Source organism: Paenarthrobacter sp. 10L420 (genome assembly GCF_056395385.1).
Genome location: NZ_JBFTJK010000015.1, coordinates 125,290 through 149,522 on the forward strand (window position 1 = coordinate 125,290; position 24,233 = coordinate 149,522).

Consider the following 24,233-nt stretch of genomic DNA (forward strand, 5'->3'; position numbering starts at 1 on the left):
TCTGGTTAGTTCTGGGGCAGTATCTCGCCGGAGCCCCTGGGGATGAGTTCCGTCGGGACGATATACGTCTGTGGTGAGCGATTGTCGCCGTCGATCCTTGCAAGGATCCGTTCTGCAGCGAGCTTTCCGATGCGTTCAGGGTGCTGGGCAACCACGGTTACTCCCGGCTCCATCATGTCGGCCAGGGTGAAGTCGTCAAATCCGACCAAAGCAACTTTGTGCTGCTCACCGACGGATTTCAGCGCCCGCATGGCACCGAAAGTTACCAGGTTCTGACTGGAGAATATCGCGGTTGGCGGGTTCTCCGATGTGAGCAATTCGTGCGCAGCCTTGAGGGCCGTTTCCTCGTCGTGAAGATTCTCCCGGACCGCAACGGTGGAGGTCGCGATCCCGGACCTGCCGACCTCGTCCAGGAAACCTGCGCGGCGTTTCACGGCGGTCTGGATATCGGTCCGGTCCCCGAGGTAAGCCAATTTGGTGTGGCCATGCTTGATGAGATGCGCGGCTGCCGCCGCGGCGCCCACCTCATTGTCCGTAACTACCGCATCCGCCTCGATACCCACGGGCTCGCGGTCGATGAACACCAACGGCAGATCACGGGAGTGTTCGGGGATCATGTAGGCCTGGCTCTTCGCGATCGTGGTCAGCACAAGACCATCCACGCGACGCCCCAGGAAAGCCGAAATCAACTTCCTTTCCCGGTCCGGGTCGTCATCCAGGCTCGAGGCGAAGACAGCAATTCCCCGCTCACCGAGGGCATCCTCCATCGCGCGGTGAATCTCACCGCTGAAGGGGTTGGACACGCTCGGAAGCAACAGTCCGATGGATTGGGTCTTGCGGCCGGACCGCTTCAGACTGCCGGCTGTGATGTCCAGGTGGTACTGAAGTTGCTCCGTTGCCCGCAGGACCCGCTGACGGGTTTCCTCCGAAACGCCTGGTTCGTCGTTCACCACCCTTGAGACCGTCTTGATGCCAACCCCGGCAAGATCAGCGACGTTTTTCATCGTGGGGGGCTTGCGCGCAGGGTCGGCTTGGTAACGATTAGACATCGTTGTCAACGAAATGCTCCTCAACTTCAATTAACACTTGACTGCACTGTGTGAGCTTGGTTACATGTTACCTGACAACGTTGTCATGGGGGAATCACTCGCCATGAGCAGCCACAAAAAACAGGAGTTTCAATGTTGAGTTCCAAAGCCTCGAGGTCGGCAAAGACCCGTCTTCTTGCCGCCGGCGCAGTCCTGACGCTGGGCGCACTAAGCCTGACTGCCTGCGGCGGCGGCTCCTCGCCGTCGTCCAGCGCGAGCAGTGACGAAAAGATCGGCGTTTCGTTGATCGTAAAGACCACCTCCAACCCGTTCTTTGTGTCGATGCAGGATGGCGCCAAGAAGGCTGCCGCGGCGGACGGCGTTGATCTCAAGCTTGCCGCAGGCAAGGCCGACGGCGACGAGGACACCCAGATCCAGGCCATTGAAAACGCGATCTCCAAGGGCGACAAGGGAATTCTCATCACCCCCAACGGCCCGTCCGTAGTGGATGCCCTGAAGAAGGCCAAGGACGCTGGCCTGTTCGTTATTGCCCTTGACACCCCGCCGGACCCGGCCGATGCCGCTGACATCACGTTTGCCACGGACAACTTTGCCGCCGGCGAGCTGATCGGCAAGTGGACTGCCCAGCAGTTGGCGGGCAAGAAAGCTGTGATCGCACTTGTGGACCTCTTCGATGACAAGGTGGTGTCCGTTGACTATAACCGTGACCAAGGCTTCCTGACCGGCCTGGGCATCGACACCGCCGATAAGAAGAAGAACGGCGACGAAGCCAAGACGGGCAAGTACACCGGCGGCAAGGGTGGCGAGTACGAAATCGTCGGCAGCCAGGCTTCCCAGGGCGCTGAAGATGGCGGACGTACCGCCATGGAGACCCTGCTGGCCAAGAACCCGAACATCAACGTCGTTTACACGATCAACGAGCCTGCTGCTGCCGGCGCGTTCGAAGCACTGAAATCCGCGGGCAAGGAAAAAGACGCCCTGATCGTCTCCGTTGACGGTGGCTGCTCAGGCGTAAACAACGTCAAGTCCGGTGTGATCGGTGCCACGGCACAGCAGTACCCGGTCAAGATGGCCGAGCTTGGTGTCAAGGCCATTGTTGACCTCGCAAAGACCGGCAAGAAGCCTGCCAACTCCGAGGGCCTGGACTTCTTCAACACCGGAGTGGAGCTCGTCACGGACAAGCCCGTAGACGGCGTGAAGAGCATCACCACCACCGACGCTTCCCAGATCTGCTGGGGCAAGTAAGTTCAGGAGCAACCTAAAGTGACCCAGCAACAGACCGCCGGCCCCCCGAGCGCCGGGCACGCTGACCTGGCCGAGGAATTCCTCGACCGCCAAACACCCCTCAGCAGAATCCGCAACATCCTCCACCGCTACCCCGCCCTCAGCCCGGCCATTGTCCTGCTGATCGCCGTGGTGGTCTTCGGACTCCTCAACGACCGCTTCCTTCGGGTAGAGAACCTTTCCCTGATTACCCAGCAGGTCGCCGTCGTCGGAACCCTGGCCATCGCGCAGACGCTCATCATCCTGACCGCCGGAATCGACCTTTCCGTCGGCGCAGTCATGATCCTGTCCTCGATGGTGATCGCGCAGATGGCTGTCGGCAGTGGCGTCCCAGGTCCATTGGCACTCATCGCAGGTTTGATCGTGGGACTTGCGTCAGGTGCACTGAACGGTTTCCTCGTGACACGTTTCCGGCTCCCGCCGTTCATCGTCACGCTGGGAACCCTGAACATCTTCATCGCCCTGACCCTGCTCTACTCCGGTGGCAGCACCGTCCGCGGATCCGCCATGCCTGGCGTGCTCACCTGGCTGGGAAGCACCTTCCCGATCGGGCCCGTCCGGATCTCCACCGGTGTCGTCATGATGCTCCTGCTCTACATCGTCGTCGCCTTCATCCTGGGCAAAACCGCTTGGGGACGGCACCTCTACGCCGTGGGCGATGACAAGGAAGCGGCCCGCCTGGCGGGCATTCCCGTCAACCGCGTCCTGATGAGTGTCTACCTGGCCGCAGGAGCCGTCCTTGCCGTCGGCGCCTGGATCCAGATCGGCCGTACCAACGCCGCAAGCCCCAACGCCGGCGTCGATCTGAACCTGGACTCCATCACCGCCGTCGTGATTGGCGGAACCAGCCTGTTCGGTGGCCGCGGCTCCATCTGGGGTTCCTTGCTCGGAGCGCTGATCGTCGGTGTCTTCCGCAACGGCCTCTCCCTCGCTGGCCTGGACGTGCTCTACCAGACCCTCGCGGTGGGCATCCTGATCATCATCGCCGTGTCCGTCGATCAGTGGATCCGAAAGGTCAAGTCATGACCATGACTGAATTTACAGCCTCACACACCGAAACCCGCGAGCCCATCCTCAAAGCCAGGAACCTCGTGAAGACCTTCGGCCGCGTGGTTGGCCTCGACGGCGTCAACCTGGATCTCTATCCCGGCGAAGTCCTGGCCATCATCGGCGATAACGGTGCCGGTAAGTCCACGCTCATCAAGTGCCTCACCGGCGCCGAAGTTCCGGACACAGGAGAAATCTTCGTGTCCGGACAGCAGGTCCACTTCAAGCGGCCACAGGACGCCCGCGTCCACGGCATCGAAACGGTCTACCAAAACCTGGCGGTCTCGCCGGCCCTCGATGTCGCTTCGAATCTGTTCCTCGGCCGTGAAGAGCGTCTTCCCGGCCCCCTGGGGAGCATCTTCCGGATGCTCGATACCAAGGGCATGCGCAAAAAGGCCAAGGAAGAGCTGACCCGGTTGGGCATTTCCACCCTGCAGGACGTCACTGTGCCCGTGGAAAACCTTTCCGGCGGCCAGCGCCAGGCAGTCGCCGTCGCCCGTGCGGCGGCCTTCGGATCCAAGGTGGTTGTTCTTGACGAACCGACGGCGGCACTGGGCGTTCGTGAATCCAACCAGGTACTGCAGTTGGTCCGCGACCTTCGCGACCGCGGCCTGCCTGTCATCCTGATCAGCCACAACATGCCCCACGTGTTTGACGTGGCCGACCGGATTCACATCCAGCGCCTGGGCAAATGCGCGGCCACCATCACCCCGCAATCCCACACCATGACCGACGCCGTCGCCATCATGACAGGTGCTGCCAAAGCCTGACAGGCCGCACCTTCCGTGCCAACGGAACCCCCTTCTCCGTCCGCGGACCTGCCCACAGGTCCGCGGACGGATCCACACCCGGCCGTCCAGCCGGTACCGACGAAAGAACCGAGATGCAAAAGCCTCCCCCCGGCACCTCCGCCCATGACCAGCTGGATGTTGTTGTTATCGGCGAAGCCCTTATCGACATCGTTCACACGCCCGAAGGAACCATCAGCTATCCAGGAGGATCCCCGGCGAACGTGGCCTATGGCCTGGGCCGGCTCGGCGTATCCACGGGGCTGCTCACAGCAATCGGCGACGACGAACACGGTACCGCTATCGCCAACCACCTCCAGAGCGCAGGTGTCCGGCTTCTTCCGGGTTCAACATCCCTTGAACGCACGGCCACCGCTACTGCCACCTTGGCGGCAGACGGCTCGGCCAGCTACGAGTTCGACATCGCCTGGGAACTGCCTCCGGTAGCGCCTGCCATGATCCCGAAAGTCCTGCACACCGGATCCATCGCCACATTCCTGGCCCCGGGAGCCTCCACTGTTCGTTCCCTTCTTGAGCAAGGCCACAAGTCGTGCCTGGTCACTTATGACCCCAATATCCGCCCGGCCCTGCTTGGCAGCCATGCTGAAGCAAAGAGTCTCTTCGAGGACCTTCTCCCGCTCACGGACGTCGTTAAACTCAGCGACGAAGATGCCCACTGGCTCTACCCGACGGCGTCTCCGGACGAGGTCACGTCCCGCCTGCTCGCGCTGGGGGCACGCCTGGCCGTCATCACCATGGGCGCTGACGGCACCCTCCTCGCCACGCAAAGTGCGAAGTTCAGCATCCCCTCCGTGAAAACCGAGGTTGCCGACACCATCGGCGCCGGCGATTCCTATATGTCAGCCCTCATCTTCGGCCTTTTGGCAGAGGGCGAAGAAGGATTTGCGCCGGGAGCACTCGAAACCATCGGAAAAACTGCCTCCATGGCCGCGGCCATCACGGTCAGCCGCTCCGGCGCCAACCCGCCCACCGTTTCAGAACTGCAGGCACGGCTGGGCATGTCCCTCAGCGCGAATCTTGCTGTTGCGCCTTAACCAGGGCCTTTCTCCTAATGGCCTGACTTCCTGATCAAATCACGACGGCGGCAGCTCGCCTTTCGGTTCCGACGAACCAACGGTTCTTTGGGTACCGGGGCGATCTGCCGCCGTCGTGCGTTTTTCCGTTGCGTCTCCCTGAACAACTCTTCCGACAACGATCCTTTGACGTATCGCAGGTCACATCGTATGATTAATGAATCGATTCAAGAGTGGGATCACCACAGGTAACCTTCCTCATGCTGAATGAGTACCGCATTGTTCAGTCCTGGATGGGAAGAGTTTTTGTTCCTTGCCAACGGCGACAAAGGAGTTCGGCGAATGACCGTCACGCACCGGAGAGATACCCCTTCAACCCAGGACGACACCATCGGCCGGAAGGACCCGAAGAAAGCCGCAATGAGCGGCTGGATCGGAAGCGCGCTGGAGTACTACGACTTCGCGCTCTATTCACTGGCCGCGACGTTGCTTTTCCCCACTATCTTCTTCCCCACGGAGAACCCCACCGTAGGCATCATCGCTTCCCTGGCCACCTATGCCGTGGGATACGTTTCCCGCCCGCTCGGCGCAGTGGTCCTGGGTGCTTACGGTGACAGGCATGGACGCAAGAAGGTCCTCGTTTTCGCAATGCTGCTCATGGGGTTCGCTACTTTCGCAGTAGGACTCCTGCCAACCTACGGGCAGGTGGGGCTTCTTGCGCCCGTCCTTCTGGTGATTCTCCGTTTGATCCAGGGCTTCGCGGTCGCTGGCGAACTCGGTGGTGCCAGCGCGATGATCGTAGAGCACTCCCCCGATGCAAGGCGCGGCTTCTTCGCTAGCTTCAGCCTTCAAGGCACGCAGGTGGGTTCGATCCTCGCCACTGCTGTCCTCATTCCGCTCGCCGCCCTCCTGCCTGATGATCAGTTCCATTCCTGGGGCTGGCGGGTGCCGTTCCTCCTCAGCGCCGTCGTGATTTTGGCCGGCTACATCATTCGCCGCCGCGTGCAGGAGCCCCCCGCCTACCTGGCGCAGTCGGAAGAGCCAAGCACCAAACGCCGCTTCCCCCTTGCAGACCTCCTGCGCACCCACCCGTGGGTCCTGGTCCGATGCGTTGCGATGACGTTCACGAACGTCATCGGCATGGCCACCCTGATCTTCGGCGTGTCCTTCGCTACCCAGAAGAGCTACGGCAACGGCTTCTCAAGCAGTGAATTCCTCTGGGTGACCATGGCAGCAAACGTAGCCGCAGTGGTAACTATCCCGTTGTTCGGGGCATTGTCAGACCGGATTGGCCGGCGGACACTCATGGTTGCAGGCGGCATAGCTGGCGGCTTGCTGACCATGGTGTACCTGTGGGCGATCGAACAGGGCAGCCTGCCGCTGATCTTCGTCTGCGTTGTCATCGTCCAGGGCATCCTGTTCCAGATGTGGAACGCCACTTTCGCCACGTTCTTCCAGGAGCAGTTCCCTATGCGGATGCGGGTGACGGGCTTCGCAGTTTCACAAAACATCGGCCTCATGATCGCCTCGTTCTTCCCGAGCTTGTTCACGGCCGTCGCTCCCCCAGGATCTGCGAACATCCCCATGGTCATCGGCCTGACCACTCTGGGCATCTGCCTTGTCTCGGCGCTGGCCACCCTTTTGTCTTCGGATACCAAGGGAAAGACGCTGGAGGAGCTTGAGGTCCGCTAGCCTCAAGACACTTGGGTTGCCCGTCTCCGCAGCCATGCACTGCGCACATGTTCACGGAGCGTCTTCTGGCTTCGGCGGCTGACCAGGATCACGCAAGCGACGGCGGTCACCAAGACCACCACCCCGCCTGATGCGACAGCCCAGCGGGCCCCGAATTCCGTGCCGATCCAACCCATGAGGGGTGCTCCAACTGCCGTGCCGCCCTGCAGGATAGCCAGGTACAGGGCGAGGACGCGTCCACGGAATTGGGGCTCAACGGACAACTGGATGGTGGTGTTGCAGCTGTTCAGGAACGTGATGGACGCCAGCCCTACTGGAACAAGGACTGCCGCATAAATCCAGAACGACGGCGAGATGCTCGCCAGGACGGTAAAGGCGCCGAGGCTCAGCGCGCCGCCCAGCATGAAACGGAGCCTCGGGCCGGACCTGCGGGCGGCAAGCAACGCACCCGCGAGCGTTCCCACGGCCATGATGGATCCCAGGAGGCCAAACGCCTCCGGCCCCATGCCAAACTCCGCCGTGGACATCAACGAATTCGTTACCTGGAAGTTCATGCCAAAGGCGCCCAGGAGGCCCACCATCAGCAAAATGAGGACCAGGTCCGGGCGCTGACGCACGTACCGGAGGCCTTCGGCTAATTGGTGCTTGCCGCGGGCCACTGGCGTTGCTGGCTCCAGCTCCGAGGCTTTAACCCGGCACAGGGAAATAATGACGGCCGCAAAGCTCGCTGCGTTGAGAAGGAAGACTGGGCCTGTGCCGATCCATGCAATGAGCACGCCGGCGATGGCAGGCCCGGTCAGCCTGGCGCTGTTGAAGGACGCCGAGTTCAGTGCCACTGCATTGGAAAGCTTGTCCGGACCAACAAGTTCTGACACGAACGCTTGACGGGCCGGACCGTCAATGGCCGCAGCCAACCCCAAGGCGAGGGCGGCGAGATAGACGTGCCACAACTGGGCCACACCCGTTACCACCAGCAGGCCGACGATCAACCCGCAGATTCCCATGGCCGTTTGGGTCCAGAGGAGGATCACGCGCTTTCGGTAGCGATCAGCCAGAACCCCCGCATACGGCCCAAGCAGGAGCATGGGCAGGAATTGCAACGCCGTGGTAATGCCCACTGCCGTTCCGGAGTGATTTGTGAGGACCGTCAGGACCAGCCAGTCCTGGGCCACCCTCTGCATCCAAGTGCCGACGTTGGACACCAGTGCACCACCAGCCCAGAGCCGGTAATTGGGACTCTCGAGGGCACGGAACATGGCACTCACTTGGCGCTCATCTCCTGCATGATGTGTGCGGCCCGGCTGAGTGTCAGCCGATCCTCCTCGCTGAGTCCTGCTACCCGCTGGGCCAGCCAGGCAGTCCGTTGGCTGCGGGCCTCGGCCAGAACTTCCTGGCCAGCGGCAGTGATGCTGATGTGGACCTGCCTGCCGTCTTCGGGGTGGGCCTGCCGTGACACGAAGCCTTGCCCGGACAAGGCGTTTACGATCCGGGTCATCGACGGTGCCTGGACGTGCTCCAGCTCGGCCAATTCCCGCAGCGTCTGCGAACCGGAATTAAGGTGGGCGAGCACCGTGTACTGCCCGGGAGTAATAACCTCGCCAGTGGCTTCGATGCGCAGCCTGCGGGATGTCCGCATCACCGCGGTTCGAAGATCAATGGCAAGAACGTCAGCTTGAATCTCCGCCGGTCCGTCGTTAATAGCTGCGGTCACTGGGAGGCGCCTCCTGAGGTTGGCATAATAGTTAGCAGTGCTAATTAGCTCCGCTAACTATTATGCTCCTCGTCCGGCAGGCTGTCCACGGAATGGTGCAGCACAGCAGGAACGCTCGCTTAAGCTGCAATGGATCTTTTCTACGAGACATAAACTTATCTGTCGTACAATTTATCCATGGTCTATCGCAGTCCGCTCATCGACAAGCTCCCCAAGGGCTCTCCCTTCACCGTCAATGAGGCCTCTAGATTGGGGGTACCAAAGGCGAGCTTGTATCGGCTCCGCGACTCGGGCGTTATCGATCAACTAGGACCAGGGCTGTACTTTTTGAGCCGGAGTCTCGATGCCGACTTGGATCTGCTTGAGGCTGCATATAAGGCGCCGTTAGCTACCATCTGCCTCAGCAGCGCACTTGCGAGGCACGGCCTCATCGACGAGATCCCTTCCACAATTGACTTGGCCCTACCGCGCGGTAAGACGCCTCCGAAAATCGCGGGACCAATCACTTGGCATCAGTTCGACAAAGCAACGTTCGATCTCGACCGCACCCTGGTCCCGATTGAAGGCGTGGAAGATGCCCACATAGGCATCTATTCGGCCGAACGATCCATAGTTGACGCCTTCCGCCTTCGAGCCAGCGCCGGATATGAAACGGGCATCGAAGCCTTGAGAAATTGGCTCAAGCGCCCTGGATCACAACCGGCACGACTCATGGAGCTTTCCACGGCTATTCCTCGATCCAAAGGACCCCTTCGCGTGGCCATGGAGGTCCTTCTATGAGCTCCAGCGAGATCTACCGGCAACTGCAAGCCGTTGCGCGCAAAAGGGGTCGGCCATCGGAGGAGATTTTCGTCTTATACGCACTGGAGCGATTTCTTGCGCGGCTCAGCGACACCCGTCATGCTGGTGATTTCTGCCTCAAGGGCGGGGTCCTGCTCTCAGCTCATGCTCTTCGCCGACCCACGCGCGACATCGATATGCAGGCCCTCGACTTCCAGCTCGACGTAACTCGTATCACCGAAGTGGTCAAAACGGTTTCCGACGTCGTCGTCGACGACGGCCTGGTTTTCAACACCGACGATCTGACGACCGAGCAGATTCGGGACGAGGATGAATACAGCGGTCTACGGGTGGCCCTACCTGCGACGTTGTATCGCGCAAATATCGTCATCAAACTCGACATCAGCACAGGCGACCCCATCTGGCCCGCGCCGGAGCTCATCAAAATTCCGTCACTGCTTTCCGGGTTCGTGAAGATGCAGGGCCATCCTCTCCTCACCGTAATTGCTGAGAAAACAGTGACGATGCTCCAGCGCGGAACGGCCAGCACCCGCTGGCGCGATCTACTCGATGTCGCACTCCTCTCTGAGCGATTCGAGTTCAAGGCCCGGGAGGTAAGGCAAGCGGCAATTCAAGTTGCTCAACATCGAGGCGTCGATCTCGCCCCACTCCGCGGCCTGCTCGGTGGCTACGGCCAGGATGGCAGGCAGGCAAAATGGGCGGCGTGGCGCCGGAAACTGAAGCTTGAGGAGATGTGCCAGCGCGACCTGGAGGCCCATGTCGAACTTGTGCTGACGTTTATCGAGCCAGTCCTCAACGGCACGGCGGCCGATCACCACAGCTGGAACCCTGGCACGCGATCATGGTCCTAGGGGTCTGTCGCCCGTCAATCCACCGAAGTGGCGCGCCGCCGTCGTGCGTGCAGCCAGACTGATCAAGCCCCGCCGCCCACGGTGAGCACAATCTTTCCGCGAGTATGCCCCTCCATATTGAGCCGGAACGCATCCGCTGCTTTGGCCAAGGGAAGTGCCTCCGCTACCTCAACCCGGATCTTGTGCTCGTCCACCAGGTCAGCGAGCTGCTGCAGTTCGGCACCAACAGGATTCACCCACATCCAGGTTCCACCGTGCGCCTCCACCTCACTGTCCGCAATGGATGCATGCCGACCTCCCTCGGACAGGACCTTCAGGGTCGCCTCGAGGTTTCCACCCGCAAAATCGGCCACGACATCCACTCCAGCAGGACTCAACGCACGCACACGGTCGGAGAGCCCCTCACCATATGCCACAGCTTCGGCTCCGAGGGACTTGAGGAATTCGTGGTTCCTTTCCGACGCGGTCGCGATGACGCGGGCACCGAGCGCCACTGCGATCTGAACTCCGAGGGATCCGACACCGCCAGAACCGCCATGGATCAAGACCGTCTCGCCTGCCTTGAGCCCGAGACGATTGAGCACCTGGAAAGCCGTGAGCCCGGCCAAAGGAAGCCCGGCCGACTGGTTCCAATCCAGGGAACCCGGCTTCCTGGCAAGAAGCCGCTCCGGGAGGGCAATGTATTCAGCAAAACTTCCGCCGTGAACGTAGTCCTTGCGGCCATAGGAGATAACTTCGTCGCCGGGCTTGAAATGCGGGGCGTCGATTCCCACAGAGTCCACCACTCCCGCCACATCCCACCCCGGAATGGCCGGGAACTGCAGATCCATGAAGGAGTCCAGGTAACCGGCCATAATCTTCCAGTCGACAGGATTTACCGACGCCGCCTTTACCTTCACCAGGACCATGCCCGGGCCAACTTTAGGCATTGGCTGCTCGGTCAGCTCAAGGACGTCCGGGTTTCCATACTCGCTATAGGTAATTGCCTTCATGCTTGCGACAACTGCCCTCCCCGCGAGGCTATTCCGACGCGCGAGGTGAGTCGTGCAGAACTTTCGCGGCAAGCTCTTTAGCCCAGCCCACAGCTTCTGGTTGCGCATCGAGATTTGAATTCGATACAGCTCCGTCGTAGAGCAGCCGGAGCCGGGCGGCCACGCCTGCCGGTTCGAGAAAGCCTGCTTCTTCACAGAGGGAAAGGAACGCGTTGGAAAGCCAATCCCGGAAGGCCCGGAGCGCCTCGGCCTCCACACTTCCGGGAAGTGCCTCTGCGTTGGCATTGGCGAAGGGGCATCCCCTCCATCCGGGAGAGGATACCGTTTCCTGCAGGGCATCAAAGATGGCCAAGACCTTGTCGATAGGATCGTCCAGGCCCTGCTGGAACCTGGCTATGCGATCGCGCCGTTGACGGTCGCGGCCCTCCAGGTAGGCGGCAACGAGATCGTCCTTGCCGGAAAAGTTGTAAAAGAGCGAGCCCTTGGCTACGCCTGCCTCTTCGATAAGGCGGTCAATGCCAACAGTGTGGACACCCTCGGCATAAAACAACTTGTCTGCAGCATCCAGGAGACGCTGACGAGCCGGAAGTTTGGTGGAGGCCATGCAACAAGCATATCAGACAGATCTGTCTAAAATTTCTTGACTTTATTGGACAGAGCTGTCTAACTGGGATTAGACCGTTCTGTCTAAGGAGTCTTCACTTGTCCCGTACATTGTCACCATCCCGCGCTTCGCGCCCGCCCCGAACTTTCCCGGCCAAGGCGGCTTTTCCCGGGCTGGCGTTGGTCTTCGCCGCATTCTTTTTCGCGGCAGGGGCACCCACGCCTTTGCTCTCCCTCCGACAGCAGGAGTGGGGCTTTTCGGCCGCCACCCTTAGCTTCGCCTTCGCCATCTACGCAATAGGCCTGTTGGCAGCCCTGCTGGTGGGAGGCTCACTTTCGGATCACCTGGGCAGGCGCCCCGTCATGCTGCTTGCTCTCTACACCGAGCTGATTTCCATGGTCACGTTCATGGTTGCATCCACCATTACCTGGGTGATCATCGCGCGGGCCCTGCAAGGAATCGCCACTGGCATTGCGACCAGCGCTTTCAATGCAGCTATCGCCGAGCAAGCACCGTCACACCTTAAAAAACTCGCTGGCGGCATTGCCGGCGCGTCGGTTGCTGGTGGTCTGGGCATCGGAGCCCTCGTGACTGGCGCTGCGGTTCAGTTCACAGCTGACGCCAACATGCTCATTTTCGCCATTCTCACGGGCGTCATGCTCCTGGCCATCGTTTTTGTCAGCTTCACAGCCGAAACAACTCCAAAACGCCCCGGGGCAGCCCGATCCCTCACACCCCGACTCAGTCTCCCAGCTGGCATCCGCCGGGAATTTGCTGCAGGTATCCCGGTTCACATTGGGGGATGGATGTTCACGGCCTTATTCCTTGGGCTCTTCCCCACCATTCTCCGGCTGCACTTTGCCTTGGACGGTGGCCTGGTGGCAGGTTTCACCACGTTCCTAGGTCCATTCACCGCGGCGGCTGCAGGATTTGTGTTCGCCCGGCACCCTGCCAGACGTGGCTCGCTCATTGGCGTGTCGCTCATCCTGGTGGGGATAGTGGCGGTCCTCCTGGGGGTCAATGAAAAATGGCTTGCCGTCGTCTGGATCGGCGCAGTGCTTGGAGGTATCGGATTCGGCGGCTCTTTTGGAGGGCAGCTTCGACTGATCGCTCCCCATGTTCAGCCCCATCAACGCGCGGGTGTCTTCTCCGCCATCTATACGGCGACGTATCTGGCGTTCAGCGTGCCGGTCATCATCGCCGGCCTAGTCGCGCCCATTTGGGGGCTCGTGCCCACTCTGCAGGCCTATGGAGTGGCAATCATGGTTTCTGCCGCAGTTGGCATCACCGTCCAGGCCGCGAGGTTGAGGGCGGATGCTACGGAAAAGGCGGTCGCTGTCAACCCGTGACCAAAACGGCGTAACCACAAACGGCGGGCCACCCGCCGGTTCAACATGGAACCGAGGGCGACCCGCCGTCGTCGTAAATTGCAGTAAAACTTAGTCGTTGATCAGATCGTGAACCACGATCGTCTGGTCCCGGTCAGGGCCGACGCCGATGGCCGAGAAGCGCGTGCCGGAGAGTTTTTCCAGGGCCAGCACATAGTTGCGGGCGTTCTCCGGGAGGTCCTCCAGGGTGCGGGCCGCGGTGATGTCCTCGGTCCAGCCGTCAAAGTACTCGAAGATCGGCACTGCGTGGTGGAACTCGGTCTGCGTCATGGGCATTTCGTCGTGACGGACGCCGTCGACGTCATAGGCTACGCAGACCGGGATCTGCTCGATGCCCGTGAGGACGTCCAGCTTGGTCACGAAGTAGTCCGTGAAACCGTTGACGCGGGAAGCATGGCGCGCCAGCACGGCGTCGTACCAACCGCAACGGCGGGGACGGCCGGTGTTTACACCGAACTCGCCACCGGTCTTCTGCAGGTACATACCCATTTCGTCGAACAGTTCAGTGGGGAACGGACCAGCGCCAACACGTGTGGTGTAAGCCTTGATGATGCCGATGGAACGGGAAATACGCGTGGGACCAATACCCGAGCCGACGGACGCGCCGCCCGCCGTCGGGTTGGATGAGGTGACGAACGGGTACGTGCCGTGGTCAACGTCCAGGAACGTTGCCTGGCCGCCCTCCATGAGCACAACCTTGCCCTCGTCCAACGCGTTGTTCAGCTCCAGCGTGCTGTCGATGACCAGCGGCCGCAGTCGCTCAGCGAAGGAGAGGAAGTAGTCCACGATCTCGTCCACCACGATGTCGCGGCGGTTGTAGACCTTGACCAGGAGTTCATTCTTCTGGCGCAGCGAACCCTCCACCTTCTGGCGGAGGATCGATTCATCGAAGACGTCCTGGACGCGGATGCCCAGGCGGGCCACCTTGTCCATGTACGCCGGGCCAATGCCGCGGCCGGTGGTGCCGATGGCGCGGCTGCCGAGGAAGCGCTCCGTGACCTTATCCAGGACCTGGTGGTACGGGGCGACGAGGTGCGCATTGGCCGATACGCGCAGGCGGGAGGTGTCCGCGCCACGGGCCTCAAGGCCGTCGATTTCCTGGAAGAGTGCCTCGAGGTTCACAACGCAGCCGTTGCCAATAATGGGAATTGCGTTGGGGCTCAGAATGCCCGCGGGAAGGAGCTTCAGCTCATACTTCTCACCGCCAACCACCACGGTGTGCCCGGCGTTGTTGCCGCCATTGGGCTTAACCACGTAGTCAACACGGCCACCGAGCAGATCGGTAGCTTTGCCTTTGCCTTCGTCGCCCCACTGGGCTCCGACGATCACGATAGCGGGCATGGGATCCTCCCCCATTCTTTCGGGCGAGACCAAGCCGGATGGCCAGGACTCGACGCCGTACATGAGAATGCCCCGACTTACCGGTGCAGCCTGCCGCGGACGGCAGCGTACGCAAGAGTTCGGGGCTCTTACCAGCCAAGTTTAGCCGATGGGGCCTGAAACTCTGGTGTCAAGGAGCCTTCCAAGGACGTTTTGCCCAACTTTTGGAGCATGCGGGATGACGACTCAGAGATTGGTGCAGGATCCTCCGACGCCCGCGATCAAGCCCGCGTTGGCCCTGGCCGACACGGGCGTGGACGTCCAGCCGGCCGAGGTGATGTAGATATCCACTTGAAACTGTGTGTTGAATCCAAGAATTCCGCCCAGAAGGGTGGCCGGAATGTCCGTGGTGTAGCCGGCGGATGATGACCCCGTGGTATTCGCAGTTCCCGGATATCCCTGGAGTGTGGTCACCACAGATCCTGCCGTGAGCAGGTGAACATCAATCACTGCGTCAGTCAGGTCTGGGTAGCTGGCCGGCGGCTTCCAAAAGACCGTGATGTGAGCGCCTGTGCCGCCGATAGACGTGTACTTGCAGGCGCCATTGAGGGTTGCAGGCGGAATCGTGATCGTCCCGAAGCTACCCGCGCCGAATTCGCTCCGCTGCCAGGAAGCCTCGGTCACCTCTGGCGGGCTTGAGGCGGAGATGAGCAGGGCGAATGCCATCGCTACGCAGCCCAACCAGCCGATCCGCTTCTTCATGCCTGCGCACCCCGCCAACGGGCAAGAGCGAACCCTGCGGCGACCGCCAGCACGCCCAGCATCGCGACGCCACCAAGCCTGGCGCCGGTATCCGCCAAGCCAATCGACGACGGCGGCCCGCCCGGACGTGCGGTGACGGCACCGGGGCTGGGACCTCCAGCCGCGTCCCCCGAACCATGGACACCGAGCACAATTTGCGTGCGGCTCCCTTGGAACTCTGCGGGAACGTCCTCCGCGAGCGCCGCGCTCACAAGGACGTACGATCCGTTGGACCAGGTGCTGCCGTCTTTCATGAGGTCAATCCTCAAGCCCTCGGCAAGGTTTAGGTCCGTGGGCTCAAGCAAGCTCCGCTCACCGCTCGCGCACGTGGTGCCATTCCATGGCTGTTCACAGGAGCGTAATTGCACGCTGAGGAAGTCCCGCAGGCCCCTGGATTCACTATCCGGACCTGCAGTTTCGGTCGGCTGGATCCACACTTCCAGCAAACCGGCACCCTCGCCCCGTGCCTGCACGTCCACCGCCCAATCCGCCCTCCCACCAGGGGTGAGACGATGAACTTCCCCGGCCGGGCCGGCGTCGAGCTCCAACCAACCGGAAGGTCCTTCTTCGGCGTGCGCCGGAATGGCAGCCACCAAAAAGAGAGCAAGCAGCCCGGCCAAGGCCCCCAACCTAGGCAGCAGCATGTTGCCCTCTTTTGCGACGCTGGCGGCGCCCGGATCCGTTTCCGGCTCCGTTTCGGGATCCATTTCGTGGCCAGAGCACCCAGCTCACCAACGCCGCTACGCACACAGTAGTTGCCCCCAACACCACCGGGTTTGCGGCAGCGGCCAAGGGATACGCGAGTCCGGGGACGGACCAGAGGACGATCCGGACCCGCTCCACGACGTAGGGCGCCGGATCAGCCTCGGCGTTGGCGTCTCCTTTCATCGTGATGGTCCGGGCAGTCCCCTCCGCGGGTCCAATGCTCTGGATCCTGTGCGTGATGGGCAGCTTTCCTGGTCGGTCCACGGTGACGACATCGCCTACCTTCATGTCCGCCGCCGGAATCTCGCGAACCACGGCCAGCGAACCTGCCGGGATGGTGGGCGACATGGAGCCGGTTTTGAACAGGATCAAGGTGATGTTGAATGCGACCGCAAGAATGACGGCGATGAGGCAGACAGCGCCGCCCGCGGCAGCAATGTTCAGCAGCGTCTCCCGCAGGCGGCGCTGAAACTGGCCACTCCGTATCCTGGGCGTGCTCATGAGCTTGAGGTGGCAGTGAACTGCCAGGTCGCGGTTGCCGTCTGACCCTGCAACGCATTGTTTGCCCCCGCCGGAAGCGACACTTCAAAGCAGAATTGCGTTGGTGCCCCCGGCAGGGTCGCCGTGGCCGCCGCCAGCGGATTTACGACGCCGACGGCCTGGCCCACGGTCAAGGGCTTAACACCATCGCTTCCCACAACAAAATTCGGGCTCCCCGCGAACGACGACATCTGGCATGTAGCCGATCGGACTACCCGATACCGCAGGGCAGCACCAAGATCTGAGACCCCGGTTCCGCTGCTGGTCACCACTGGAATCCCGAGCACCACCTCGCCGGCAACGGATGTTGCCTTGGTCCTGATGGCAAACGGCGCATAGAAAACGGTGCCCGGGCTCATCGCGCTAGCATCGAACACCAACGTGGCGCCGGGTGAAACGTCGTTGGTGCTCCATGTACCCGAGGCGTCATATGGCTTGGTCACATTGGATTCAGTTTGGAAAACGCTGGCTCCGAATGAACCGCTGGCGAAGTCGCTGTCAGTCCAGGAAGCGAGGGTGACGGAGCCGCCGAGCCCCAATGCCAATGCCCCTGCGAGGAGCGCACGGATCCGAAGGAAAACTACACCGCGCTTGGTTTTTGCTCGTCGATGACCCATGGATCACTGCGACTGTGCGGCGAATTCCCACGTGGTCGACCCGGTTTGGGCTTGGACAACTGCCCCGGCGGTCACCCTGAAGCAGAGGTATACGGGCGCTCCGGGGTCAGTGCCGGCTCCTTGAGTCAAGGGAAAGGTGATGCTTGTCGGCGTCGTCCCCAGCGTTTGCCCGGCCGCCACCAACGTGTCCGTGACAGATTCGGTGCAACCAAAAGCATCAGTCTGTGTGAGCTCGTATGTCAGGCCTGCGACCGACCCCGTGGATCCTTGCGTGGAGATGGTCACCGTGGCGTCGTAGCTTGACGCCGCATCCAACCTGACAGCGAACGGAGCTGCTACGACGTCGCCCGGCGAAAGGTTTGTGGGGTTGGTAGTGAATGCCAACGTGGCTGGCGAGCCCACCGGGTTCTCAGTGAACGCGGTTCCGTTGATGCTGCCCTGGAGATTGAAGGAGCCTGCTGTGAAGGTGCCTTGTGCAAACTCGGAACTGTTCCATGCGGCCAAGGTGATCGCCGCACCCACTCCGAGGACCAAACCACCCGCCAGGATCGCGCGGACTTTTGGAGCCTTGCCGGGACGCTGCCCTGATTCTGGTGACGCTTCTGTTGATGCAACCACGTTTACCCCCGAGGTAGATGATGCGAACGATGCTGTCTAAGACCGGTGCCTGGATTCGGGGGTTCCAGAACAGGTTCCCCCAAAACCAATAGCCCAATTCATCACCTGCGCAAATCAAAGTCAACGGCTTTGACCTGCACAAATGGGTTAATGTTCAGGCTCGACGCCGGCGCGAAGCACGGAAGGTGCTTTACTTGCCTGCGGCGGATTGCAGCGCCGCTTCGGCGAAGGTAGGCCACTGTGACTGTGAGGACAACGGGAGCTCCACCCAGTCTTTGAACGGGCGGTTCATTCCCGAGGGATCGAACAGTTCAGCGCCAGGGAGGGCCAGGGCTCGCGCATGTTCCGGTGTGTCCTTACCCAATTTGAAGGCAACCTTGTCCCCGTTCAGGCAGGCCAGAGCCTTCTTGTTCAGCAACAGTGAGCTGGCACCGAACATCTTGCCCATCACCACACCAGCCGCGGCCAGATCGGCCCCGAGCCCTTCGAAAGCGGAAATAGCGGCAGCGGATGATTCTCGTCTCTCCATAGCCCGAATCATGCCGGAATTCGCGCCCCACGGTCGAGACGTCCGCCACGATGCCGGGCAACACGCCGCGTCTCATTTGGGGGCGCGCCGAAACAGGGTGCTGCAGCGCCCATAGTCCGGTAAGGTTAGTTAGCCCCCAACAGCACCCTTTGAGGTTCGGCAGCGGCATGCCCGCGGCCCCTTGGAAAGGTGCGCGCAGTAACACCTAGGAGACCAAACCCCTGATGCAAGAACTGGCGACTGAATCACCCGAAGAAATCCTCTGGAACCGCCGCTACGAACCGCACATCGCCGAGGTCAACGAGCTGTGCGACTCCATCAAGGAGCAGAAGCCGGGCAGCGAGGTCCTCTACATCGACCCCGCCCACAGCATGGATGACTGCCGCATCGTCAGCCTTTTCTCCAATCAGCGCACCAACTCCGGCGAAGGTTTCATCAACCCGGGTGACGAAGAAGCAGCCACGCGCATGCTCGGCATGCAGTGGCAGCTGGGTCTCCGCCCGGAGCTCATGATGCCGTGGAACGCGTACCCGTGGATCGAGCCCAACGAGGAACCGGGCAAGCTGACGCCGGCCAACATCACCGAAGGCCTGAAGCCGCTCCTGCGCTTGCTCGCGATCCTGCCGCGCACGTCCGCCCTTGTGGCGCACGGCAATGAGGCACACCGCCTCGCCGACCAATTGATGAAGGCCGCCCCTGCCAGCATCGCCCGCCGCGGCTTCAAGACCTTCAAAGTCCGCTCCCTTGGTGGCCGCTCCTTCGCAGGCACACCCGCGCGCCAGCAGGAATACCTGGACGCCATCCACGGCGCCTATGCCGAGGCAATGGCGCGCACGGGCATCCCGCGCAAGGCTTAGTCTCCCCCTTCGTTGCAGTCCGCAACGAGCAAACGACGGCGGCCCTCACCTTTTGGTGAGGGCCGCCGTCGTCGTTCGCTTTAGCAGCGCAGGCCTTAGCTGGCCTCGATCGCTGCCTTGGCCTTCGGGTCTGAGTCGTTCAGGAACTTCTCGATCCGCTCGGGCTCTTCGGGCTCGCCGATTGCAGCGGCGGCACGACCCAGTGCGTAGAGCGCGCGCAGGAAGCCCTGGTTGGGCTCGTGCTCCCACGGGATCGGTCCCACACCGCGCCAGCCGTTGCGGCGCAGCGAGTCCAGTCCCCGGTGGTAGCCCACGCGGGCGTAAGCGTAAGAGTCGATGGTTCGGCCCTCGGCCCAGGCTTCCTCGGCAAGGATTGCCCACAGAAGGGACGACGTGGGGTTTTTCTCCACGAGGTCCAGCGCTTCCTTGCCGAGAGCCAGGTGCTGGTAGATCTCGGTTTCGGCGGGCAGGAGCGTGGGCTCCGGCCCCATCAGGTTCTTCCGGAATTCGTCGGACATTAGAAAGTCTTGCCGACCGATCCGAGCTGCTGTGCGGCTTCGACGATGCGCGCGGCCATGCCGGCTTCGGCGGAAGCGCCCCAGACGCGGGGGTCATAGGTCTTCTTGTTGCCCATTTCGCCGTCGACCTTCAGGACGCCGTCGTAGTTGGAGAACATGTGGCCGGCAACCGGGCGGGTGAACGCGTACTGGGTGTCGGTGTCGATGTTCATCTTGATGACACCGTAGGAAACGGCGTCAGCGATTTCCTGCTCGGAGGAGCCAGAACCGCCGTGGAACACGAGGTCGAACGGGTTATCCTTGCCGATCTTGGCGCCAACCTCGGACTGGATCTGCTTGAGCAGTTCCGGGCGGAGCTTGACGTTGCCCGGCTTGTACACGCCGTGCACGTTGCCGAAGGTCAGGGCGGTGAGGTAACGGCCGTTTTCGCCGGCACCCAGGGCCTCGATGGTTGCGAGAGCGTCTTCGGTGGTGGTGTAGAGCTTCTCGTTGATTTCGTTCTCAACGCCGTCTTCTTCGCCACCGACGGTGCCGATTTCGACCTCGAGGATGATCTTCGCTGCAGCTGCGCGCTCAAGCAGTTCGCGGCCGATGCGCAGGTTCTCGGAGAGGGTCTCGTGCGAGCCGTCCCACATGTGCGAGTTGAAGATCGGGTCCTTGCCGGCCTTTACAGCTTCCTCGGAAGCAGAGAGCAGCGGAAGAACGAAGTCTGCAAGCTTGTCCTGCGGGCAGTGATCCGTGTGCAGGGCGATGTTGACGTTGTAGTTCTTGGCAACTTCGCGGGCGAACGCGGCGAAACCGAGCGAACCGGCAACCATGTCTTTGACCGAAGCGCCGGACCAGTAGGCTGCGCCACCGGTGGAAACCTGGATGATGCCATCGGATTCGGCCTCGGCGAAACCGCGGATCGCAGCGTTCAGAGTCTGCGACGACGTCACGTTGACCGCGGGGAAGGCAAATCCGCCAGCCTTTGCGCGGTCGATCATCTCGGAGTAAATCTCTGGGGTTGCAATGGGCATGGTGACTCCTATGCTGAATTCGTCTGTGGGTTGGTAACCCTGGAGTAGACCGCTTACGGCTAGCTCCCATCCTAGCGATATCCGCCGGGACGCCGTGTTTCGGGTCACTGGGGCTCTTAACACTTCGGCCGGGTTGGCATTTGAACCCCACATTGCGGCACAACATCGGTTTCAAATGTCACCTCGGCGTCCACCCCCGGCTTTGGAGCGCACGACGGACTTTATGTACGACGCCGGGCCGCTCGCCTTGGAGGTCGTGCTTGGAAATCCGGACTTCCAGCCAGCCCAGGGCAAGGGACTTCTCTTGCCGCTCGATGTCCCGCAGGTGCTGTTGACCGTCGCCATGGTGCCGGCCGTCGTACTGCAGGGAAACCTTCCAGTCCTCGTATCCTGCGTCGGGCCATAGGGCAGGGCGTCCCAAAGGATCTGGGACGACGAGGTTGAGCGCGGGTTCTGGCAGGTTGGCGTTGACCAGGGCCAGTCGCATATACGTTTCCGGAGCGGAATCGGCACCAACACGAATCAGGTCCAGGGCAGCCCGGGCAGTCCTCACACCACGCATTCCAGGGTGGCGATCGGTAATCTCCCTCAACTCGTCAATGGTGCATAGGGCTTCTTTCGGAACTGGAAACCGAGGATCGTGGGAACACACAAGGGCGTCGCCTGCTGCAACGAGGTCTTCCATGGCGATCATCGACGCCAAGTCCAACCACGTTCGTGCGGGCGAGGTGACCCTCACGCCGTCGTACTCAATCGTCTCCTCCGGAAGGAAAGTAAGGAGGTGTCCGGACACGTTTACTCTCCGGGGAAAGCTGAACCCCCGCCGCCGCGCCAAGTGAATACGCCAATCTCCGCTACGGCTGGACGGCAACGGCACACCCCAAATCCGTGCGGCCGAGAACGAGACGAGGATGGAGGAATCATCCAAATCCGCATAAGCGCGCAATGCCGAAGCGCCGGAGGCGTCAGACGCGACCGGCACCCTAATTCCACGGGAGACTGTGACCAAGTCCTTTGCGGCTGCCCGCTTTCTGGGCACTCCGGCTTTGTCCGATGCGCGCAAGGAAAACGAACCCGTGGTCAGATACTCCGGAAGACTTGTCCTGCGCATTCCCCATTCTGACCTGTTCACCGGACCGCCTTGGGAGTTATCCACAGGGCCTCCCGTTGGAGCATGCGCGAGTTGGCATTTAAACCCGATGTTGCAGACAAACATGGGGTTTAAATGCCACCTCGGCGGAGAGACTAGGCGACCGGCTGCTGGAACACGTGCCGGCGAACCCATGCGTGCATCGCGATCGCCGCAGCGGAGGCAGCATTCATGGAACGCGTGGAGCCGAACTGCTCAATGGACAACGTAGCAACAGCGGCTTCGTGCACCTCGGGCGTCAGGCCGGGGCCTTCCTGCCCGAAGACCAGGACGCACTTTTCCGGGAGGTCGTAGGTCTCCAGCGGCACGGAATCCGGGAAGATATCGATGCCGATCACGGCTAGCCCCTCCCCCTCCGCCCATTGGACGAATTCCTCAACAGTAGGGTGGTGGCGGACGTGCTGATAGCGGTCGGTGACCATCGCCCCGCGACGGTTCCACCGCCGTCGACCAATGATGTGGACCTCTTTGGCGAGAAAGGCATTCGCGGTACGCACAACCGTGCCGATGTTGAGGTCGTGCTGCCAGTTCTCGATCGCGATATGGAATTCGTGCCGCTTGGAATCCAGGTCCTCGACGATCGCCTCGTGCTTCCAATACCTGTACTGGTCCACCACATTGCGGCGGTCGCCGTCCCTCAGCAGGTCCGGGTCCCAGTGCTCGCCTACCGGCCATTCGCCTTCCCAAGGCCCGACCCCGACCTCCGGCTTCGCTTCAGTCCAGCCTTCTGCCGCGGCTCCGTTAACTTCCACGGTTCCGTCAGCTTCTGCTGCGGTGTGGGCAGGCGTGGGCAGGGCCGTGTTGGGGGGAAGGTCAGTCACCCCTCAACTTTAGCCCTGCCCGGACTTTGCCTCTTTGCCCCAGCGCTTAGACCATCTTCCACTTATTGATGCGGTACGAGTTGGCCAGCTGCTCCATCAGGCCGGGGTGGGCATCCCAGTAGGTCTTGTGCCCGCTAACGCCGAGCATCTGCGGCGTTCCCCACGGGGTCACCGAGAACAGGTTGACTGCCTGGATTTCTTCGCCCCGCGCGTTGGTGCAAGTGAAGCCAATGACCACGGCAGCACCACGGCGGAATTCGCGGATCTCGGGCATCGAGGTCTTGAAGTCCGAGGTGCACTTGTGGCCCACCAGGTTCTGGGGCAGTTCCGTGGCGGTCATCCCCTTGTACCGGGCCTCGATGTCCTCGATGGCGGCCTTGATCTCTTTCGGGTCCTTGCCGAACTTGCCTTCGTCGGACTCGGCGAAGAACGCATACGCGAGGGCAATGCCGTCGCCGTCCGCCTCCACGGTGCCTTGGGCCTTCTTCTGGATTTCTTCACCGGTGGTGGGGTCCTTGGTGATCCCGAAGGATTCGTCGTGCGTCCACTCGGCCAGGTACTGGAAGGAAGATTCGCCCGTGACCCACTTGCTGAACAGTGGATCGCCGTCGGCCGGAACATTCGTCGGGCCGGCAAATTCTTCCCACACGCTGGGCAGCGGGATAGCACCCTCCGGAATCTCCGAGGAAGCGGTTGCCTCGCCAGACGGCTCTGCGGACGGTTCGGACGCTGCGTCGGAGGCTTCGTCCGAGGCACTGGCCGAAGACACCGGACTCGCTACGGCCACGGGTTTGGTCACCGAAGGAATCAACCATGCGAACACGACGACCAGCGCAATAACCACGACGACGGCGATCCCGCCGAGGATCAGGAACAGCGCCTTTTTGTTGTGGTCACCCGGGCCTTGGCTGGGTCCGCCGGGCTGACCAGGGTAACCAGGTTGACCGGGGTAACCAGGCTGGCCGGGGTAGCCGCTGCCCGGTGAGGTGAAACCGGGCTGACCCTGGTGCGTCTGTGGGTAGCGGTGGACCGTTTCGGCGAACTCGCCGTCAGGGTAACCCTGCTGGGTCGGCAATTGTTGCGCGGGGAAAGCCTGGGTCACTTCCGGCTGTGTGGGGAGAGCCTGAGTTTGGCCCTCCTGCCCCTGTGCTTCCGGATGGTACTGCCCTTCCGGCTGGTACTGCGCTTCCGGCTGATACATAGGCTGGGTCTGGCCCGGCTGATACTGCCGATACTGCTCCTGGCCGGTGTCGTAGCGCGGCTGCGGCACGCCGTCGGGATTGTACGGAGGCTGCGGCGCTCCATTGTTGTTGCTCATGACAGGCCCTTTCAAACGTGTTGAGTACCGGCGTATCTGGGGATATCCGGTTGTCGATCCAGTGCTGGGGACCTGCTGAAGTGCGGCGACACAAAAAATCCACCATGTCGTTCCCCCGACCCACGGTGGTGGCACGCCTGCGCCGGGACAAGCGTAGTCGAGGCTGAGCCGCCCGACGC

The 24,233-nt window shown here is 61.7% G+C and carries 26 protein-coding genes; 9 read left to right on the top strand and 17 right to left on the bottom strand.

Annotation, left to right across the window (positions count from 1 at the left end):
* Positions 1-5: 5 nt before the first annotated feature.
* Positions 6-1,004: a LacI family DNA-binding transcriptional regulator gene (locus AC1DD5_RS19230; RefSeq protein ID WP_477519289.1), complete on the bottom strand. Its 999-nt coding sequence runs from the start codon at positions 1,002-1,004 to the stop codon at positions 6-8.
* Between the two features lie 177 nt (positions 1,005-1,181).
* Between AC1DD5_RS19230 and AC1DD5_RS19235 the strand changes: the two genes are divergently transcribed.
* The 5 genes from AC1DD5_RS19235 to AC1DD5_RS19255 all read left to right on the top strand — a co-directional run bounded on the left by AC1DD5_RS19235 (position 1,182) and on the right by AC1DD5_RS19255 (position 6,894).
* Entirely contained in the window at positions 1,182-2,294 is a 1,113-nt protein-coding gene (locus AC1DD5_RS19235) for a substrate-binding domain-containing protein (protein WP_442004170.1), read from the top strand.
* Between the two features lie 18 nt (positions 2,295-2,312).
* The gene (locus AC1DD5_RS19240) at positions 2,313-3,359 is read left to right on the top strand and encodes an ABC transporter permease (protein WP_477519288.1); all 1,047 of its coding nucleotides are present in this window, start codon (positions 2,313-2,315) and stop codon (positions 3,357-3,359) included.
* Entirely contained in the window at positions 3,356-4,150 is a 795-nt protein-coding gene (locus AC1DD5_RS19245) for an ATP-binding cassette domain-containing protein (protein ID WP_442004168.1), read from the top strand. Before AC1DD5_RS19240 ends, AC1DD5_RS19245 begins: the two co-directional genes overlap by 4 nt.
* Positions 4,151-4,263: 113 nt before the next feature.
* On the top strand, positions 4,264-5,223 hold the full coding sequence (locus AC1DD5_RS19250) for a carbohydrate kinase family protein (protein WP_477519287.1): 960 nt from the start codon (positions 4,264-4,266) through the stop codon (positions 5,221-5,223).
* A 321-nt stretch (positions 5,224-5,544) separates the two neighbouring features.
* Positions 5,545-6,894, top strand: coding sequence for an MFS transporter (locus AC1DD5_RS19255; protein WP_477519286.1), 1,350 nt, complete (start codon positions 5,545-5,547; stop codon positions 6,892-6,894).
* Positions 6,895-6,896: 2 nt separating this feature from the next.
* Here AC1DD5_RS19255 and AC1DD5_RS19260 read toward each other — a convergent pair whose 3' ends face one another.
* Both AC1DD5_RS19260 and AC1DD5_RS19265 read right to left on the bottom strand, forming a co-directional pair.
* Positions 6,897-8,159 carry an MFS transporter gene (locus AC1DD5_RS19260; RefSeq protein ID WP_477519285.1) on the bottom strand — a complete coding sequence of 421 codons (1,263 nt, stop codon included), beginning with the start codon at positions 8,157-8,159 and terminating at the stop codon, positions 6,897-6,899.
* Entirely contained in the window at positions 8,156-8,530 is a 375-nt protein-coding gene (locus AC1DD5_RS19265; RefSeq protein WP_377654668.1) for a MarR family winged helix-turn-helix transcriptional regulator, read from the bottom strand. Before AC1DD5_RS19265 ends, AC1DD5_RS19260 begins: the two co-directional genes overlap by 4 nt.
* 252 nt (positions 8,531-8,782) lie before the next feature.
* On the opposite strand from AC1DD5_RS19265, the gene AC1DD5_RS19270 reads away from it, so the two are divergent.
* Together AC1DD5_RS19270 and AC1DD5_RS19275 are read left to right on the top strand one after the other, a co-directional pair.
* Positions 8,783-9,385, top strand: a complete 603-nt coding sequence (locus AC1DD5_RS19270) for a type IV toxin-antitoxin system AbiEi family antitoxin domain-containing protein (protein ID WP_442018183.1) — start codon at positions 8,783-8,785, stop codon at positions 9,383-9,385.
* Positions 9,382-10,257: a nucleotidyl transferase AbiEii/AbiGii toxin family protein gene (locus tag AC1DD5_RS19275; RefSeq protein ID WP_477519284.1), complete on the top strand. Its 876-nt coding sequence runs from the start codon at positions 9,382-9,384 to the stop codon at positions 10,255-10,257. The genes AC1DD5_RS19270 and AC1DD5_RS19275 overlap by 4 nt, the downstream gene beginning before the upstream one ends.
* 62 nt (positions 10,258-10,319) lie before the next feature.
* On the opposite strand, the gene AC1DD5_RS19280 is transcribed toward AC1DD5_RS19275, so the two are convergent.
* Together AC1DD5_RS19280 and AC1DD5_RS19285 are read right to left on the bottom strand one after the other, a co-directional pair.
* Positions 10,320-11,249, bottom strand: coding sequence for an NADP-dependent oxidoreductase (locus AC1DD5_RS19280; protein ID WP_477519283.1), 930 nt, complete (start codon positions 11,247-11,249; stop codon positions 10,320-10,322).
* A 28-nt stretch (positions 11,250-11,277) separates the two neighbouring features.
* Positions 11,278-11,853: a TetR/AcrR family transcriptional regulator gene (locus tag AC1DD5_RS19285; RefSeq protein WP_477519282.1), complete on the bottom strand. Its 576-nt coding sequence runs from the start codon at positions 11,851-11,853 to the stop codon at positions 11,278-11,280.
* Between the two features lie 98 nt (positions 11,854-11,951).
* Between AC1DD5_RS19285 and AC1DD5_RS19290 the strand changes: the two genes are divergently transcribed.
* Positions 11,952-13,202 (top strand): MFS transporter, encoded by a 1,251-nt coding sequence (locus AC1DD5_RS19290; protein WP_477519281.1) that lies wholly within the window; start codon positions 11,952-11,954, stop codon positions 13,200-13,202.
* Between the two features lie 90 nt (positions 13,203-13,292).
* On the opposite strand, the gene AC1DD5_RS19295 is transcribed toward AC1DD5_RS19290, so the two are convergent.
* The 7 genes from AC1DD5_RS19295 to AC1DD5_RS19325 form a co-directional block, all read right to left on the bottom strand.
* Positions 13,293-14,582, bottom strand: coding sequence for an adenylosuccinate synthase (locus tag AC1DD5_RS19295; RefSeq protein WP_442004159.1), 1,290 nt, complete (start codon positions 14,580-14,582; stop codon positions 13,293-13,295).
* A 225-nt stretch (positions 14,583-14,807) separates the two neighbouring features.
* On the bottom strand, positions 14,808-15,323 hold the full coding sequence (locus tag AC1DD5_RS19300) for a hypothetical protein (protein WP_477519280.1): 516 nt from the start codon (positions 15,321-15,323) through the stop codon (positions 14,808-14,810).
* Positions 15,320-16,006 carry a hypothetical protein gene (locus tag AC1DD5_RS19305; protein WP_477519279.1) on the bottom strand — a complete coding sequence of 229 codons (687 nt, stop codon included), beginning with the start codon at positions 16,004-16,006 and terminating at the stop codon, positions 15,320-15,322. The genes AC1DD5_RS19300 and AC1DD5_RS19305 overlap by 4 nt, the downstream gene beginning before the upstream one ends.
* Complete coding sequence (locus tag AC1DD5_RS19310) at positions 15,993-16,568, bottom strand: signal peptidase I (RefSeq protein WP_477519278.1); 576 nt, start codon at positions 16,566-16,568, stop codon at positions 15,993-15,995. Before AC1DD5_RS19310 ends, AC1DD5_RS19305 begins: the two co-directional genes overlap by 14 nt.
* A complete protein-coding gene (locus AC1DD5_RS19315) occupies positions 16,565-17,224 on the bottom strand; it encodes a SipW-dependent-type signal peptide-containing protein (protein WP_477519277.1) in 660 nt (219 codons plus the stop codon). The genes AC1DD5_RS19310 and AC1DD5_RS19315 overlap by 4 nt, the downstream gene beginning before the upstream one ends.
* A 3-nt stretch (positions 17,225-17,227) precedes the next feature.
* On the bottom strand, positions 17,228-17,842 hold the full coding sequence (locus AC1DD5_RS19320; RefSeq protein WP_477519276.1) for a SipW-dependent-type signal peptide-containing protein: 615 nt from the start codon (positions 17,840-17,842) through the stop codon (positions 17,228-17,230).
* Between the two features lie 190 nt (positions 17,843-18,032).
* Complete coding sequence (locus AC1DD5_RS19325; RefSeq protein WP_477519275.1) at positions 18,033-18,371, bottom strand: hypothetical protein; 339 nt, start codon at positions 18,369-18,371, stop codon at positions 18,033-18,035.
* Between the two features lie 224 nt (positions 18,372-18,595).
* Here AC1DD5_RS19325 and AC1DD5_RS19330 point away from each other — a divergent pair, with 224 nt between their 5' ends.
* Complete coding sequence (locus AC1DD5_RS19330; RefSeq protein WP_431117920.1) at positions 18,596-19,228, top strand: uracil-DNA glycosylase family protein; 633 nt, start codon at positions 18,596-18,598, stop codon at positions 19,226-19,228.
* Positions 19,229-19,323: 95 nt separating this feature from the next.
* Here AC1DD5_RS19330 and AC1DD5_RS19335 read toward each other — a convergent pair whose 3' ends face one another.
* The 5 genes from AC1DD5_RS19335 to AC1DD5_RS19355 all read right to left on the bottom strand — a co-directional run bounded on the left by AC1DD5_RS19335 (position 19,324) and on the right by AC1DD5_RS19355 (position 24,054).
* Positions 19,324-19,746, bottom strand: a complete 423-nt coding sequence (locus AC1DD5_RS19335) for a DUF3151 domain-containing protein (RefSeq protein WP_216922107.1) — start codon at positions 19,744-19,746, stop codon at positions 19,324-19,326.
* Positions 19,746-20,765, bottom strand: coding sequence for a class II fructose-bisphosphate aldolase (fbaA, locus tag AC1DD5_RS19340; RefSeq protein ID WP_431117919.1), 1,020 nt, complete (start codon positions 20,763-20,765; stop codon positions 19,746-19,748). The genes AC1DD5_RS19335 and fbaA overlap by 1 nt, the downstream gene beginning before the upstream one ends.
* Before the next feature lie 178 nt (positions 20,766-20,943).
* Positions 20,944-21,876, bottom strand: a complete 933-nt coding sequence (locus AC1DD5_RS19345; RefSeq protein ID WP_477522444.1) for a hypothetical protein — start codon at positions 21,874-21,876, stop codon at positions 20,944-20,946.
* Between the two features lie 134 nt (positions 21,877-22,010).
* Positions 22,011-22,736 (bottom strand): TrmH family RNA methyltransferase, encoded by a 726-nt coding sequence (locus AC1DD5_RS19350; protein ID WP_477519273.1) that lies wholly within the window; start codon positions 22,734-22,736, stop codon positions 22,011-22,013.
* Between the two features lie 46 nt (positions 22,737-22,782).
* Positions 22,783-24,054, bottom strand: a complete 1,272-nt coding sequence (locus AC1DD5_RS19355; RefSeq protein WP_477519272.1) for a hypothetical protein — start codon at positions 24,052-24,054, stop codon at positions 22,783-22,785.
* Positions 24,055-24,233: the final 179 nt, after the last annotated feature.